The organism is Enterococcus sp. DIV0240d (genome assembly GCF_051711245.1).
In the GTDB taxonomy this organism is placed as follows: Bacteria; Bacillota; Bacilli; order Lactobacillales; family Enterococcaceae; genus Enterococcus_D; species Enterococcus_D casseliflavus.
Genome location: NZ_JBIOMG010000001.1, coordinates 729,928 through 746,428, shown reverse-complemented (window position 1 = coordinate 746,428; position 16,501 = coordinate 729,928). Strand labels below are relative to the sequence as shown.

General features: G+C 43.9%; 14 protein-coding genes and 1 pseudogene. 2 read left to right on the top strand and 13 right to left on the bottom strand.

Features of this window, described 5'->3' with window-relative positions; all coding sequences use genetic code 11:
* Positions 1-17: 17 nt before the first annotated feature.
* The 10 genes and pseudogenes from adhE to IGJ25_RS03445 form a co-directional block, all read right to left on the bottom strand.
* Complete coding sequence (gene adhE / locus IGJ25_RS03490; RefSeq protein ID WP_010748754.1) at positions 18-2,609, bottom strand: bifunctional acetaldehyde-CoA/alcohol dehydrogenase; 2,592 nt, start codon at positions 2,607-2,609, stop codon at positions 18-20.
* Positions 2,610-2,837: 228 nt separating this feature from the next.
* Positions 2,838-3,339: pseudogene (locus IGJ25_RS03485) on the bottom strand (NUDIX hydrolase).
* A 153-nt stretch (positions 3,340-3,492) separates the two neighbouring features.
* The gene (locus tag IGJ25_RS03480) at positions 3,493-4,599 is read right to left on the bottom strand and encodes a M42 family metallopeptidase (protein ID WP_061053712.1); all 1,107 of its coding nucleotides are present in this window, start codon (positions 4,597-4,599) and stop codon (positions 3,493-3,495) included.
* A gap of 12 nt (positions 4,600-4,611) precedes the next feature.
* Positions 4,612-5,682: a M42 family metallopeptidase gene (locus IGJ25_RS03475; protein WP_225000889.1), complete on the bottom strand. Its 1,071-nt coding sequence runs from the start codon at positions 5,680-5,682 to the stop codon at positions 4,612-4,614.
* A 13-nt stretch (positions 5,683-5,695) separates the two neighbouring features.
* Positions 5,696-6,217: a GrdB-related putative oxidoreductase gene (locus IGJ25_RS03470; RefSeq protein ID WP_167822683.1), complete on the bottom strand. Its 522-nt coding sequence runs from the start codon at positions 6,215-6,217 to the stop codon at positions 5,696-5,698.
* A gap of 13 nt (positions 6,218-6,230) precedes the next feature.
* Positions 6,231-7,577, bottom strand: a complete 1,347-nt coding sequence (locus tag IGJ25_RS03465) for a PTS sugar transporter subunit IIC (protein WP_010748749.1) — start codon at positions 7,575-7,577, stop codon at positions 6,231-6,233.
* A 54-nt stretch (positions 7,578-7,631) separates the two neighbouring features.
* Complete coding sequence (locus tag IGJ25_RS03460; protein ID WP_225000890.1) at positions 7,632-8,579, bottom strand: N(4)-(beta-N-acetylglucosaminyl)-L-asparaginase; 948 nt, start codon at positions 8,577-8,579, stop codon at positions 7,632-7,634.
* 124 nt (positions 8,580-8,703) lie between these two features.
* Positions 8,704-10,005 (bottom strand): Sapep family Mn(2+)-dependent dipeptidase, encoded by a 1,302-nt coding sequence (locus IGJ25_RS03455; protein WP_225000891.1) that lies wholly within the window; start codon positions 10,003-10,005, stop codon positions 8,704-8,706.
* Between the two features lie 25 nt (positions 10,006-10,030).
* Positions 10,031-10,759 carry a GntR family transcriptional regulator, LSA1692 subfamily gene (locus IGJ25_RS03450; RefSeq protein ID WP_016609636.1) on the bottom strand — a complete coding sequence of 243 codons (729 nt, stop codon included), beginning with the start codon at positions 10,757-10,759 and terminating at the stop codon, positions 10,031-10,033.
* A gap of 26 nt (positions 10,760-10,785) precedes the next feature.
* On the bottom strand, positions 10,786-11,628 hold the full coding sequence (locus IGJ25_RS03445; RefSeq protein ID WP_225000892.1) for a YitT family protein: 843 nt from the start codon (positions 11,626-11,628) through the stop codon (positions 10,786-10,788).
* Positions 11,629-11,875: 247 nt separating this feature from the next.
* Here IGJ25_RS03445 and IGJ25_RS03440 point away from each other — a divergent pair, with 247 nt between their 5' ends.
* A complete protein-coding gene (locus tag IGJ25_RS03440; protein ID WP_005227339.1) occupies positions 11,876-12,307 on the top strand; it encodes an Hsp20/alpha crystallin family protein in 432 nt (143 codons plus the stop codon).
* Between the two features lie 131 nt (positions 12,308-12,438).
* On the opposite strand, the gene yajC is transcribed toward IGJ25_RS03440, so the two are convergent.
* Entirely contained in the window at positions 12,439-12,780 is a 342-nt protein-coding gene (yajC, locus tag IGJ25_RS03435) for a preprotein translocase subunit YajC (RefSeq protein ID WP_005232170.1), read from the bottom strand.
* An 83-nt stretch (positions 12,781-12,863) separates the two neighbouring features.
* On the bottom strand, positions 12,864-14,009 hold the full coding sequence (gene tgt / locus IGJ25_RS03430) for a tRNA guanosine(34) transglycosylase Tgt (RefSeq protein ID WP_005227333.1): 1,146 nt from the start codon (positions 14,007-14,009) through the stop codon (positions 12,864-12,866).
* A gap of 198 nt (positions 14,010-14,207) precedes the next feature.
* Between tgt and IGJ25_RS03425 the strand changes: the two genes are divergently transcribed.
* On the top strand, positions 14,208-14,918 hold the full coding sequence (locus IGJ25_RS03425) for a DUF975 family protein (protein ID WP_010748743.1): 711 nt from the start codon (positions 14,208-14,210) through the stop codon (positions 14,916-14,918).
* A 449-nt stretch (positions 14,919-15,367) separates the two neighbouring features.
* Here IGJ25_RS03425 and queA read toward each other — a convergent pair whose 3' ends face one another.
* Entirely contained in the window at positions 15,368-16,399 is a 1,032-nt protein-coding gene (queA, locus tag IGJ25_RS03420; protein ID WP_010748742.1) for a tRNA preQ1(34) S-adenosylmethionine ribosyltransferase-isomerase QueA, read from the bottom strand.
* Between the last annotated feature and the right edge of the window lie 102 nt (positions 16,400-16,501).

The window sequence follows — 16,501 nt, the reverse complement described above, 5'->3', positions numbered from 1 at the left end:
TGTTCTTGATTCATTGTTTAGCCGTTATAGGCATCAACGATGATTTGTTTCAATTCAGAGATTAGTGGTTCTTTTGGATTTGCTGTTGTACATTGGTCTTCGTAAGCCAATTCAGCCATGCGATCAACTGTTGTATCTAGTGTTTGTTGAGTGACGCCTTGCGCTTTCAAGCTCATGTCGATACCAACAGATTGTCCTAATTCGTAAACAGCTGTTGCCAATGCTTCAACCAATTCAGCCGTTGTTTTGCCTTTAAGGCCTAAGAATTTCGCAATGTCTGCGTAATCTGTATCGGCACGGAAGAAGTCATATTTAGGGAACATTGCATGTTTTTGTGGGTCTTTGGCATTGTAACGGATAATGTGCGGTAAAAGAATCGCATTTGTACGTCCGTGAGGAATACCATATTCACCACCGATTTTGTGGGCTACTGAGTGACAAATACCTAGGAATGCATTGGCGAAGGCCATACCTGCCATTGTTGAGGCATTATGCATTTTTTCGCGAGATTCCATATCAGGTGTTTTCACTGATTTTTCTAAGTAGTCAAAGACTAACTTGATTGCTTGTAAGCTCAATCCACGAGTGTAATCAGATGCCATTACGGACACATAAGATTCGATCGCATGAGTCAAGACGTCCATTCCAGTATCTGCTGTAACAGAAGCAGGTACTGACATTACGAATTGAGGGTCAACGATTGCTACATCTGGTGTCAATGCGTAATCAGCTAATGGGTACTTCACGTGTGTTTCACTGTCAGTGATAACCGCAAATGGGGTTACTTCAGAACCAGTACCAGACGTTGTTGGGATACAAACGAATTGCGTTTTTTCTGGTTTGTCGATCTTGTATGTCCGTTTACGGATATCTAAGAATTTTTGTTTCGCGCCGAAGAATGAAGTATCTGGGTGCTCATAGAACATCCACATGCCTTTGGCAGCATCCATTGCTGATCCACCACCAAGGGCGATCACTGTATCTGGTTTGAAATCAACCATCATTTTTGTTCCAGCGTAAACGGTGTTTGTTGATGGGTTTGGTTCTACGTCAGAGAAGACTTCGATTTTCACGTCATTTTTACGACGAGCAAGTACTTCACGAACCGTATCGCAATAGCCGAATTGAACCATACCAGGGTCACAAACGATCATGACACGTTCAACGTTTTCCATTTTCTCCAAGTACATTAGAGAGTTCTTTTCAAAGAAGATTTTTGGTGGCAATTTAAACCATTGCATATTATTTCTCCGTTTCGCTACAGTTTTCACGTTGATCAAGTTCACAGCAGAAACATTTCGTGATACAGAGTTTTTCCCGTATGAACCACAACCAAGTGTCAATGATGGAATCATTTCGTTGTAGATATTTCCGATACCACCTTCTGCAGATGGTGTATTAACTAAGATACGGCAAGCTTTCATGCGTAGGCCGAAGGCTAATTGCAAGTCTTCGTTTTCAGTGTGGATCACTGCTGTATGGCCTAATCCGCCTAAATCAAGCATTGCTTCACATTTTTCGAACGCGTCTTCTGTGTTGTTTGCTTTGATCATTGCTAAAACTGGAGAAAGTTTTTCTCTTGATAGTGGGTAATCAGCACCGACACCGTCAAGTTCAGCAATCAATAATTTTGTTCCTTCTGGTACGTTGATGCCTGCTAATTTCGCGATTTCCATTGCTGAATGTCCAACGATTGCTGGATTTACGGCATATTTTCCTTCGTTCATCACGGCATCTTCAAGTTTTTGTAATTCTTTTGCTTTTACAACATATACTTGATGTGCTTCAAATTCTGCTTTCACAGAGGCATAGACTTCTTTATCAACGATCACTGCTTGTTCAGAGGCACAGATCATTCCGTTATCAAAAGTTTTTGATACGATCAAGTCATTGACTGCTCGTTTCACTTTCGCTGTTTTTTCGATATAAGCAGGTACGTTCCCTGGTCCAACACCTAATGCAGGTTTACCAGTTGAGTATGCTGCTTTGACCATGCCAGCGCCACCAGTTGCTAATACGATCGCAATTCCTGGGTGGTTCATCAATAAGCCAGTCGCTTCGATTGATGGATGTTCGATCCATTGCACACAGTTTTCAGGTGCCCCAGCAGCGATGGCTGCATCACGAACGATACGTGCAGCTTCTGCTGAACATTTTTGTGCAGATGGGTGGAAAGCAAAAACGATCGGGTTACGTGTTTTCAAAGCGATCATTGCTTTAAAGATCGTTGTAGATGTTGGGTTGGTTGTTGGTGTTACCCCACAAACGACACCAACTGGTTCAGCGATTTCGATCAAGCCTTTTTGTTTGTCTTCATTGATCACGCCGACTGTTTTGTCATGTTTGATACTGTTCCAAATATATTCTGAAGCGTACATGTTTTTGATCGCTTTATCTTCATAGATACCACGGCCAGTTTCTTCTACTGCCATTTTAGCTAAAGGCATATGTTTGTCTAATGCTGCCATTGCCATTTCATGAACAATGTGGTCCACTTTTTCTTGATCAAAGCTTTCCATTTCCTTTAACGCCACATTTGCCTTCGTTGCTAAATCGTCGATCATTGCTTGTACGTCGATTGTCACTTCTTTTTCCAATGTCTTAGCCATTGTATGTCCTCCTAGTTTTTAAACATGTTTTGTTTGTTAACTACTTCACATACAGATCATACAACATCTTTTTTCGTTTGTAAATAGTTTTTGTGATTTTTTTCACAGTTTTATTAAACTCCCATTAAATTAAGCGTTTTCATCGTTTTGCACCGCTATATTCCTTGAAAAAACTGTCCTAGGCAGTAAGAAAAATGAATGTGTTATATTGAACAATATCTAAATTATTTATAAAGATTCGTGAACATGTGGCTTACTTAAAACGGACCATTCCGTAATCCGCTGCCCTTTCTCAATGAATTGTTTTTTACGTCCGTACTCACAAGCCTTCAACACTAGCGGTGAGGCATTGGCGGCGTGAAATTGTTCTTGCGGCAAAAAGACACAGCCTAACGAATCTTGTCCATCAAACTGCGGGGCATGTGAAATTGGTGTTCCTGCTGTTTCTTCGATTTGAAAAAAAAACACAGATATGATTGTTCATTGTTGTCTCTTTGTATCGCCAAGGATAGAGAAAATTAATTGTTCCTAATTGATGATAGCTAGTGACGGTCATGCCGGTTTCTTCTTTAAATTCTCGGCACAGCGTGTCTTCCAGCAATTCACCTGCCTCCATGCTGCCGCCTGGCAAATCATAGCGGTTTTGATAAGGTCCCGCCTTCTTTTTGATGACGGCCAAGCAGTTGCCTTGAAACAAAATTCCATATACTCCAAATGCGGTATGGTACATCTTCTCAACTCCTTTTATTGATCATATATCTTCCAGAAGCAAGAAGCAACAGATTGCCAAGTTTGGCTTAATCCGCTGCTTTTGCATTCCTAGTCGATGAACTAAAAAGACTGCTGACGAATCCTCTATCGCCAGCAGTCTTCTATTAATTGCCTAATCGCCTGAAGGAAAAACCCCCGCCGATTCTTTAAATTCACGAATATCGGAAGCTGAAAGTACATTCAAGAAGGCGCATAGCAAGTGAATGGTTTGACGATAATCTTCTTTATGAATCACCAAGCGGGAAGAATGCATATAGCGGGTGGGGATCGACAGGGTCATTGCTGGGATGCCTTTCATTGCTTTATGGATATTGCAGGCATCGGTGCCGCCAACAGTCATAAAATCGTGTCGGAAAGATAGCTGCTGCTCAAAAGCGAGTTCTTCCATTTTTGCCACAAGACCGGGGTTGCCGATCGTCAATGAATCAAGTACGGAAAGCACGGTCCCTCCGCCTAATGTCAATCCGCCCTGATCAAACAAGGTATCTTCAGCTGTCGTCACATCCAATGCGATCGCTAAATCCGGTTTGATTTGGTGTGCGGCCGTGCGTGCACCGCGAATACCGACTTCTTCTTGAGTTGTAGCAGCAAAATAAACATCCACTGCCAATTCTGAAGAAGCTAAGTTTTTCATTACTTCGATACAAGCTGCTACGCAAACGCGATCATCCCAAGCTTTACCCAGCAAAAAATCAGGATCATTCATTTCACGAAACATCGTATGCGGCGTGACCATATCCCCAATGGCGATCCCCAGATCTTTTACAGCTTCTGCCGAGGCCACACCGAGGTCTAAGTAAAAACGATTTGCCGGAATGACTTTGTTTTTCTCGTCTGTCGGCATACCATGAGGCGCACGGCTTCCGATGACGCCCACAAATTTCTCTCCAGATACTGTGGTGACACGCATTTCCTGTGCCGGCATGACGTGTCCCCACCATCCGCCTACCGGCAGAAGTTTTAGATAGCCCGCATCTGTGATTTCTTTTACCATAAAACCTACCTCATCCATGTGAGCAGAAAGCATGACTTTCGGTGCATTTTTCTGTGTGCTTTTTTTGACGAGGATCAGCGAACCTAAGGCATCATAGAACAAGTCATCAACATATGGCTGTGTATATGCTTTGACGATACGAGACACTTCTTTTTCCCGCCCGCCTATACCATCAGCTTCACTTAGGGCTTTCAGAAGCTGAATATCTATTGTTTGATTTGTCATTAAAATCGTCTCCTAGCGGTTTTCTTCTTTGAAAGAACGGATTGCTTCTTCGTCAAGCTCAGTCAAAAAACGCGCCAATGCTTGCAGTGCTGTTTCATAGTCGCGGCGGGCAACGACTTGAGAAGCAGTGTTCTTGTTCCGCACAGACAAACTCGCTAACAAAATAGGACATCCGGTACGCAATTTGTTGAACCAAGCCCCATCTGATGCTTCAAAGGAAAAATAACTCTGACATGGTAGATTCGCAGTTTGACAAACTGCTTTCAACCGCTCCAGCGGCAAGCGATTTGGCAGAACGCTCGGATTGTAATACGTCAGCAGAAGGCCTTTACCCAAAAAACCTTGCTGATCTTCTTGTTCGTTTTGGTAATCCATTGCCTGGGCAGTATCAAGAACGATCGTAAAATCCGGTGCTGTTACATTGGCTGCTGTCTGAGCTCCTCTGGTACCGACTTGTTCCTGCACCGTACAGCCGATCATCAGATCGTAGGGCAATTTGACACTAGCAGCTGCCATTGTTTTGACTAAATCAATGGTTTGACTAACATTGATGCGCCCATTCCAATTGGACGCAATCCATGCTTGTCCATTGCTGGTTTCTTTCATTTTCGGCGCAAAGGTCACCATGTCGCCTAAAGTGATTTCCTCCGCTAAAACCGCATCTTTTGATGAAAAACCAAAATCCAACAGTACTTCATCTTTTTGACTTTTGCCATGATTGTCTTTATCGATGCCTAAAACCACCCCAAAATACTTTTCACCGCTACGGGTGATTAGCCGAACTTCTTGCCCCAGCAAGCTGTTGGCTTCGATTTTTCCCATGATGAGTCCGCGGATCAGTCCATTTGCTTCGATTTTTTTCACGAAAAAGCCTGCTTCATCCATATGAGCGCTCACCAGCACTTTAGGAGCCGCCGGTCTTTCTGATCGAATGACGGCATAAATAGATCCTAGATTATCGTAGATGATTTCATCGCAATAAGGCGCATACTTTTTTGCCAGTAATGCGGCTATCGGCTTTTCTCGTCCGGAAACACCAGGTGTATAAACGACTTCTTCTAACTGACGCATTAATTCTTCCATATTCTCGCCCTTTCTAATAGCAGTGCTGTTCAGCGAAGGCAGTGATCTCTTGGTGTGCTGCTTTCATTTGGCAAAGCGTCAGCATATCATTCATTGCCTCGGTCAATCCAGTACCGCCTTTTTTCGGCATCTTCACGATAGTGACTTGGTCTTTATATGTTTCAATTGCCTGCTGGCACTCTGGCGACATGGCGGCAACTGCTGGGATCTGTACTTTTTCTTCAATGATCTGCGCTGTTCGGGCAGCCATCTCGCCATACTTTTCATAGTTGAAACAAGGTCCGCATAAGACCGCATCTGCTCCGAGTTTTTGAGCCATAGCAGCAATTTTTAGTGACGATTCTTTCGGATTTTGTAAATAATAGTCATCTCCGCAATAAATAGTGGCGAGAACATCGATTTCCTTTTGTTTCAGCAATTTCTCAAACATTTTGACTGATCCGATCGCCGTTTTTTGTCCGCCAAGCGGCTGATCACCATGCTCCTTGCCGCCTAATCCTGCTTGAATCTGATCTAATAGAAAAATAATTTTCATGGTTGCATCCTTTCTAAAGCAAATGATCGATGGAAAGATCATCAAAAGATAATTCCAAAGCGTCATTTTTGGCTTTTTCTGCTTCACGTTCTTCCTTCAGATATTGTTTGTCCAGCGTCATAATAAACGGATAATAGATCAAGCATCCAATGGCTAACAAAACAAACTGCCAGATTGACGCTACCAGACTACCGGTACTCAAGTAGCCGGAAAAACCGATCGGAGTTGTCCATGGTAAAGATACCCCTGTTGTATAAGGAATCAATCCAAGATTCGTTACGAGAGTCGACAGCAAAAGATTGATCATCGGCACGGCAATAAAGGGAATAATGATAATTGGGTTCAATACGACCGGCAAGCCGAAAATGATTGGTTCATTGATCCCGAAAATCCCCGGCACTAGTGAAAGTTTCCCTAATTCTTTGATTCGTTTTGATTTACAAAACAGCACCATGATGATGACTAGTGACAACGTCGAACCGCCGCCGCCAAAATTGGTAAAGAAGTTTGAAAATGGATCGGTAAAGATATTCGGTAACGCTTGTCCCGCTTGAAATGCATCTAGATTTTCCATCGTTAAAATACGCAAAATAGGTGAAAAGACGGAATTGGCGACTGCTGGACCATTGATACCGAAGAACCAGAAAATCGTACATGCCAGACTGTAAATCAATTGGGCAGTCAAGGTATTGCCCGCTCCCTTGAGAGGCATTTGCAAGACATTAAAAATAAAGTCATGTACGGTACCATACGCGGTCAATCCAAATAAAATGTTGATAATAAAGAATAAAAGCATAACGAGGGCACTCGGAATCAATGCGGCAAATGATTTTGTAACAGCAGGCGGAACCCCATCTGGCATTTTGATCGTCCACCCTTTTTTCGTTGTATAGGCATAGATTTCAACAGAAAGGATCGCTGTCAGCAAGCCGACAAAAATACCGTTTGTTCCTAAATGATTGAAAGAAAGCCCGCTTATTGGGTCCGCAACGCCTTCAACTACCAATTTATTCGGCGTCAAGATCAAAAAGGCGATGACAGCAACGGCTGCTGCTTGGATTGGGTCGGTCTTCTTTTCTCTTCCGTAGGCATAGGCTGTTCCTAAGCAGGAGAAAAAACCGACCGTATTAAAGACAGAACCGGAAACTCTAGTCACCCATGATTCCCACCCGCTGCCAAAAAGACCTGCCCAAAATTCTGACCATCCTGGTATCGGGAAATTGGCAAACAGCAAGAAGATCGAGCCAACGATTACCAGCGGCGTTGTGATTAAAAAACCATCGCGTACAGCGATCAAGACTTTATTTTGTCCGAGTTTGACTGCCAGAGGCATCAAAATATTTTCAATTTTATTGAACATTCCATTCTTCCTTTCATCTTGTGTCTTTCATGGTAAAGCTGGTTGATTCCTTGATCAGACCGGCGCTTTGATCCGTTTTTCATAAGCCTCCAACCATTCTTTCGTGATGGGTTCGATCACGGTTGTCTGCTCAGGTCCTGGTGTTGCCATAAAAATAGCAGGCGCTTGATTGGTGGTTGCGACACTAAAGGTAAATTCTACATTGGTTGCCACCCCCCAGCGACCCTGTTTATCTAAGGCGATCAGCGAGAAGGCGCCGGCTTTGCCGTAGCGCTTCTTCAATCGCGCTTCAAAGTCGTAAACGGCTTGATCACATGCTTCTTGCGGTGCTAGCCCTTCTCCCATCAAACGAACGATTTCGTAGGAAAGGCAGCCTTTCATCAAGTCTTCCCCTAACCCTGTGGCAGCGGCACCGCCGATTTCACTATCCACATAAAAACCAGATCCAGACAAAGGTGAATCGCCAACACGACCGCTTTTTTTCATAAATAAACCAGAACTAGAGGTTCCTGCTGCCATGCTTTGGTGTTCATCCAGCGCAACTACTCCCACTGTATCGTGGCCGTCATAGGGATCGAGGTTGTTGGTAGCGATCTCTGCTTTGCGCTTTTCCCAAATGGTTTTGGCTCGCGGTGTCAGCATCTCTTTGGGCTGGAATCCTTCGGCAAGCGCATAAGCGACCGCTCCTTGGCCGATCCGAAAACTATTGAATTTCTCCTCACTTAGGCTGCGTGCCACGGAAATAGGATTTTCCACATCGACGATCCCAGCGACGGCACCAATTTTGAAGGTATCACCATCCATGAAGGCAGCGTCCATTTCCAACACGCCTTCTTCGTTTGGCAGTCCGCCATACCCCACCGATTTATAAAATGGATAATCTTCCACTGCTTTAATGGCTGTTTCTACTGCATCTTGGCAGGAGCCTTGTTGCTCTAATATTGCTTTAGCAGCGAGCACGCCATCGTGTGCCATCCGCCATGTAGCAATCATTCCCCACATAAATATCCCTCCATCTTTCATAGCGCTTTCAAGTATATTCTATACGGTATATACTACTATGTCTATACTAAAAAAAGAGTTTCTCAAAAAAATTGGAAAAACTCTTCTTCGTTCGTGTCTTCGCTTATTTTGACAGTGCTTGTAAGCTGCGCAAATAAATTTCAAGATTCGTCCGTAGATCGGCAACCGCCATGTACTCATCTTGGTTATGAGCGATCCCTTTTTGCCCTGGAAAAGACGGACCAAAAGCAAGGATGTTTGGCATCTTGCGGGCATAGGTTGCTCCTGTAGTCGTCACGGGGGTTGGATCATTGCCCGTTACTTGGTGATAGATCGTCGATAGCTTTTGGATTTCGGGAACATCTTTTGATCGGCAGAACCCTGGAATGCTGCGAAGGATCGTAAGGCTTGCCCCTTTTGGCAATGCCTTTTGCACCCCAGCGAGCACTTGTTCCTCCGTTACCGATACAGGATAGCGAAAGGCCACTTCTAACGCTAGTCCACTGGCGGATTTTTGGAGAACCACAGGGGTCAAGATCAATTTTCCTGAGTCGGCATCTTCTAGTACTAAATCAAGGCCTTCGCCATAGTGCTGCTGGTGAAAACTTTGGGTGATCCACTGCAAAGCTGCTTGCAATGACGGTGTCTCCGCTAGTCGCGGTGCCGCTTGCTGCGCAAGTTTTGTAATGGCATTGTCCCCTAGCTCAGGGGCATTGCTAGGGGAGCGTTTGCCTAGTGCTTCAAAGGACTGGCTGCCTACGGTTACCGATAGGTGGTCTGGCACATGATCGCGGAATTGATCGCCAGAAAACGCAGCTAACAGCTGCTGTTCTTGGACGGGCAATGGAAAATCAAGTTGCACATTGACGACACCCCGTTCGCCGTAAACCACTGGATACTTGCAGTCTGGCGTAAAACCAAAACGCGGTGGCTGCTCAACCGCTAGATAATGCGGGATATCCGACATGCCGCTTTCTTCATCTGTACCGAAAATGATCCGCAACGGTAATTGCGGTTGATGACCAAGGTCTTTCAATAATTTCATGGCAAACAAACAGCTGATGATCGGCCCTTTATTATCTAAGATCCCTCGGCCATAAAAGTTGCCGTCTTTTTCAGTTAGTGCAAACGGTGGGTAGCTCCAGCCAGAACCTGCCGAGACGACATCCAAGTGTCCTAACACACCGATATAGTCGGTATCCGTTGGTCCCCAATGGGCATAGCCGATCGCATCATCGATGACCGTTGTTTGAAACCCGTATGCTGCGCTTTTTTCCATGACGTATGCTAACACTTCTCGTGGTCCTGTGCCATAAGGCGCATGAGGCGCCGGCTCACCTTTGACGCTTGCGATCTGCATCACCTCGCTCAAAAGCGTGAGAAATTCTGACCAATTGGCTTCAATACTTGCTGTGAGTGGATCCATTGTCTTCACCTCTAAAGGATTGATTTTATTTTTGACGCACTAATGTATTTTTGAAGGTATATTTGTCTGCTCGGTAATAGGATGTATCGTATAAGATCGGTTTGGCTGATGCGGAATAGGTCATCGAATGGACCAAAAGCATCGGTTCCTCTTGAGGCACCTGTAAAAGTTTCGCAATATCGGCAGGACTTTTCACAGCTTCCACCTCTTGATGGGAATAACCAATCTCGATGTTGGCTTCAATGACTTGATACAAAGACGACTCTAATTGAGCTTTCGTGAGTTCTGCGGTGTCTTCTTGCAGATAGCGTTTCAGTACGTAAAGATTTTCCACCGTCATCGGCTCATCATCAAAGTAACGCAAGCGCACCAAATAAACGATTGGTTCCTTAGCGTAATCGCCAAACAGCTGACCAATCTCTATCGGGAGCTCTTTGACGGTTTCGATATGCAAAACTTCCGTACGGGTCTTTTTCCCTTGGATTTTGGCGGTCTCGGTAAAACTTTGGAGCCCGCCAGAGCCGCTTTGGATCTTGGGCTGTTTCATGACATAGGTTCCTTTGCCTTTTTCTTTCACTAACAAATTCTGGCCAATCAATAGATCGATGGCTTTGCGCACCGTTAAACGGCTGCACTGAAATTCCTCTGCTAAATCATAATCGGAAGGAAGCTTTTGGCTCGTCACGTACGTACCTTCATGAACCCGTTGCGCAATCTGCTGGGCAACTTCTTGAAATACTGCTTGTTTTTTCAACGTCTCTCCTACTTTCTTTCACTTTGCTACCATTCATAAAACGATCGATTGGCACTGACGCCAGAAGAAACACTGACAAACGCTTGTTCATCGATTCCTTGGATCATGCCTTCGACGGTCTTGAGTTCTCTATGGGAAATGACCAGTAATAATAGTTTTTTCTGTTGATGATCAAATCCACCTTCGACATCGTTGATGACCGTGATGCCTCTCTGCAAGGCACATTGCAACGTCGTAATGACGGGTTCTGCTTTTTCTGTAACGACCAGCAGCTGTACACGCCGCTGCTTCAGGTTGACGTAGTCGACCATCCGCCCACTGATGAAGAAGGAAATGGCACTATAAAAAGCATAAGGCCAGCCAAAGATCAGCCCAGCTGCTAGCTGCAAACTGACATTGAAGCCGATAAAGAAACTGCCGATACTTCTATCAGTGGCTTTTTTCACTAAAATCCCTAAAATGTCAAGCCCACCCGTTGAAAAATCGTCGTTCAATGTCAAGCCCACCGCCCCCCCGTGCAGCAATCCGCCAAACACGGCACAGATCACCGGATCGGTCGTTAAAGCAATGACCGGAACCACCTTCATCATAACAGAAGACAGGACGACGGTACAAACCGTCATGATGGTAAATTCTCGATCGATTTTGACCCAAGCAACCGCTAACAATGGCGCATTAAAAAAAAGCACCAAAAGCGGGATCGAAAGCTGCAGATTCAACTGCTCATCTAAAAGCTGCGACAGCAATTGCGACAAACCAGTGATCCCACTCGCATAAATATTTCCCGGCAGCCAAAAGAGATTTAGGGCAATCGACGACAGCAATGCATAGATCAAAGCAACAAGCATTCGTTTTCTATAACGTGCCATGTTTTTCCTCCTCCACTTCGCTTTTAGTATATATCATTAAGTATATACTGTCACGCAGAAAAAGCAGGCGAAATGAGGGGAAAAACAGGAACGAAGCAATGTAAAAACACGCCAAAATCAAGGAGTAAAACGTTGGTATCAAAGGTTTTTTAAGATTTTTTTAAAGCGAGTAAATCACTTGAAATTCGCTAAAAAATGAATAAAATAAAAAGTGTAAAAACAAAAGAATAAAGAAAGGATGATTCTTATGACACATGAGATTGTGCCACGCCGCTCAGATTCATACAGTATGACACCTTTTGATTTCTTTGAAGATTTTGGCCGCAGTTTTTTTGATGGGTTTCCATCGAACCTGATCAAAACCGATATTCACGAGAATGACAAGGAATTTCTCGTTGAAGCAGAACTGCCTGGCATCCCTAAGGAAAATATTCAAGTAACCTATGAAAATGGGGTTTTAACGATTACGGGACAACACCAGACGGATCATGCGACCGAAGATGAAAAAGGACGTCTGGTTCGCAGCGAGCGCAGCTTGACAAGCGTTCGGCGGCAATACCTGTTAGAAAACGTCAAAGAGGATGAAATCAAAGCCTCTTACGCTGAAGGAATTTTGAAATTGACGTTGCCAAAAGACCAAGGCAAACAAGCGTCAAAGAAACTGATTCCGATCGAGTAACGAAGGCAATCAAAGCACCGCAGCAAAACGAGCGATCTCTGTTTTGCTGCGGTGCTTGTTTTATTTTAGAAACTGTCCGACTACTAAAAAAATGCACCATCGCTTCTGAGAAAGCGACGGTGCGTTTGTGCTTATTCTTTGGTTTCGTCTTGGATGCTCGTTGCGTCTTCGACATCAGCTGGTTCGATTTGTGTTTCAACGGATGCAACAGTTCCAGGTTTCACTGTGCGGATCGCTGAACGATCAAACTCTAAGAAAATTCCTTCACAGTCGATGATCACGGTGCTTTTTTCTGTGTTGACTTCAGAAAGAACGCCGTGGAGTCCGCCGATGGTTACGACTTCATCGCCAGCTTTCATATTTTCTAAAAGATTTTTACGCTCTTGCTGTTGTTTCTTTTGTGAACGACTCATAAAGAACCACATTGCCACTAAAGCAACCAGCATAAAGAGCATTGGTAAAGATTGTGCCATTTTTTTCACCTCGATTTATTTTCTTTCCTATAAGATACTTTATCAGAATTCCTCTATTATTCCCACCATTTTAGTAGAGAATGTTAGAAATTCCTCGCATTTTCCTTGTTGAACCCATACTCTTCAATAAAATGCTCACGGAACTCCAACAAGTTGTCATCCATGATGGCTTGACGGACATTTTTCATCAGATTCAATAAGAAGTAGACATTGTGGTAAGACGTCAAACGCATACCAAAGGTTTCATCACATTTGATCAAGTGGCGGATGTACGCACGAGAATAGTTTTTACATGTATAGCAATCACACTTCTCGTCAATTGGTCGAAAGTCACGGGCATATTGCGCATTTTTCACGACTAAACGACCTTTTGAAGTCATGCAGGTACCGTTTCTTGCGATCCGTGTTGGTAAAACGCAGTCGAACATATCGACACCGCGAATCACGCCATCGATCAAGGAGTCAGCTGCCCCAACGCCCATCAGGTAACGTGGTTTGTTTTCTGGAATCCAAGGAGTCGTAAATTCCAACACGCGATTCATTTCCGCTTTTGGTTCGCCAACTGACAGGCCGCCGATAGAATAACCTGGGAAGTCCATACTGATCAAGTCTTGGGCACTTTGCTTGCGCAAGTCTTCAAAGCCTGCACCTTGAATGATCCCAAACAAGCCTTGACGATCTGGATTGGCATGGGCTTTCAAGCCACGCTCCGCCCAGCGAGACGTCCGTTCCACCGATTTTTTGACGTAGTCATAGCTTTCATCAAATGGCGGACACTCATCAAAACTCATCATGATATCTGACCCTAATTTGTTTTGGATATCAATCGCTTTTTCAGGAGATAAAAACATTTTCGACCCATTCAAATGGTTTTTGAAATGGACACCTTCTTCGACGATGTTGCGCATTTCGGCTAATGAAAAGACTTGGAAGCCACCTGAATCTGTTAAGATCGGTTGATCCCAATTCATAAATTTATGTAAGCCGCCTGCTTCTGCAACAATGTCTTCTCCTGGACGTAACCACAAGTGATAGGTATTGCTTAAAATGACGCCTGCACCCATTTCTTTCAACTCTTCAGGGGCAAGGGTTTTGACCGTTGCTAATGTGCCGACTGGCATGAACATTGGCGTTGGAAAGGTTCCGTGAGGCGTGATCAATTCGCCTAAACGGGCACCGGTATGCTTTTCTTTCTTTATCAGACGATAACGAATGGCTGGTTCCGTCATTCATTTCCCTACTTTCTCTCTATACTCGATTAACTGTGCAACGCTATCTATGATAAGGGTTGCCCTTACATTTTGCAAGGAAGTTTAAAGAAACTAAGAGTATTTTCTCCTAGTCATGCGAAACATCTATTACTTTTTTTTGAAGATTTAGCGAAAGTTTGCTATCATGTTATTTATATTGAAGGGAGGTTTTTTGAAATGAAATCAAATAGAGAACTAAAAGCAGAAGCAAAAGCAATGCTGCGAGGACGCTGGAAAGACAGTGTTTTGATGTGTATTGTACCGACTTTGATCTCGATCGCTATCGCATTCGTCATTATCGTCCTTACTGTTATTCCATTGTATCAAAGCGGTATGTTCAATGATCTTGGTTCTACCGATGCAGTCAATTCCGCTAGCGGCAGTGGTGGCAGTGGCGGCGGCGGTTTGATCAGCGGTCTATTTTCTGCCTTATTCGGTGCTGGGATCTCTTGGACTTTCCTTGATCTTTTACGCGGTAAAAAACAGTCGATCCAACCCTTTTCTGATGTCTTTCGTGGCTTCAGTGGTGCTTTCGTGTTAGGGATCATCGTCATTTATATTCTGTCGACTATTTTCACGACGTTGTGGACGTTCCTGTTTATCATTCCTGGGATCATCAAAGCTTATTCTTATTCTCAAGCATATTTTGTCTTTTATGATACCTATGAAGAAACGGGCATGCGACCAGATTTTCTCAGCTGCATCACAGGTAGCCGTCATTTAATGAGAGGCTACAAAGGGCAACTGTTCATCCTTGATCTGAGCTTCATCGGCTGGCACATTTTGGCCATCATGACAGCAGGAATCGGCTACTTATGGTTGACGCCATACATCAGTGCAACCAAAGCAGCGTTTTATGACAATCTACCTAAACGAGCACTTGCTTAAAAGATCGGTTCGCCGGTCTTTTTTTTTGAGGAAAACGACCTTTTTCTTTTGCAAACGTTTCCGTTTCGTGTTATAGTATACGTGTAAGGAAGGTAGCAACTCTGTTGGTGGTTTTCGTAAATATCGCAAACTCAATCTACTAAAAGTTGTTGAACGTACAAGTTTCACCTAGTACCAAACGTGTAAAGTAACAAGAAGAAAAACGTAACAAGGATCGAACATTTCCATATCGAAAAATGATACGTCTCATTTTGTATCGGAATACACGAAACATGTGTAAGTTTGTAAATGAAAACAAATTTTCGAGAAACATTGCTTTGCATGGACCACAAAAAGCGACCACCACTTATACCTTCCTCTAGTAGTAAGCTGGGCGACAAAAAAGCAGTTCTAAAAGTTGAGAAATTGTTTCAACTTAAAGAGCCGCTTACGTCGCTCAGTTTTTTTGTTTATTTTAAGAACATCGCATCGCCAAAGCTAAAGAAGCGATACCGCTCATCGATAGCATGCTGGTAGGCAGAAAGTGTTAGGTCGCGTCCTGCAAAGGCACTGACTAACATCACTAAGGTTGATTTTGGTAGGTGGAAGTTGGTAGAAAAAGCTTCCACGATTTTAAACTGATAGCCTGGCGTGATAAAAATACTCGTCCACCCACTATCGGCTTTGATTTGCCCATCAAACTTAGTCCCAATGGTTTCTAACGTACGGATCGAAGTCGTACCGACTGCAACGATCTTGCCGCCATTTGCCCGAACCTCGTTCAATTGCGCGGCAGCTTCTTCTGTCAAACGGTAAAATTCGCTGTGCATCTCATGATCAGCGATATTATCGACACTGACTGGACGAAACGTTCCTAAACCAACGTGCAAAGTCAGATAAACCAGCTTGACGCCTTTTGCTGCGATCTGCTCCAGCAATTCTGGGGTAAAATGCAAGCCGGCAGTCGGTGCAGCAGCTGAGCCGTTTTCTTTGGCATAAACCGTTTGATAGCGGTCTGGGTCTTCTAGCCGTTCTTTGATGTAAGGCGGTAACGGCATTTCGCCAAGTGATTCCAGAATCTCTAAAAAGATTCCTTTGTATTGAAAACGAATGATCCGGCCGCCGTGATCGAGCTCTTCTTCCACCACTGCCTCTAATCGTCCGTCGCCGAAGGTGATCTTCGTGCCGACTTTGGCTCTTTTGGCTGGCTTGATCAAGGTTTCCCACGTATCCCCTTCAATATTGTTCAGTAAAAGGATTTCCAGATGAGCACCTGTTTCTTGTTTTTCGCCATAGATACGAGCTGGTAATACCCGCGTATCATTCATCACCAAAGCATCCCCTGGTGCCAATTCATCAATGATGTTATAGAAGTGCTTGTCCTCAAATTTGCCAGTCTCGCGGTCAACCACTAATAAACGGGAACTTGAGCGATCACTTAATGGCGTTTGGGCGATCAGTTCTTCCGGTAATTCAAAATCAAAATCTTCAGTTGTAAGCATGTTGTTCCTCTCTTTCCCTAAATTCTTCTCTATTCTAGCATGTTTTTATAAAAATTGAAAAAACAGCTTTTAATTCTGCCCTTTCTTAGAAAAAAAAAAAGA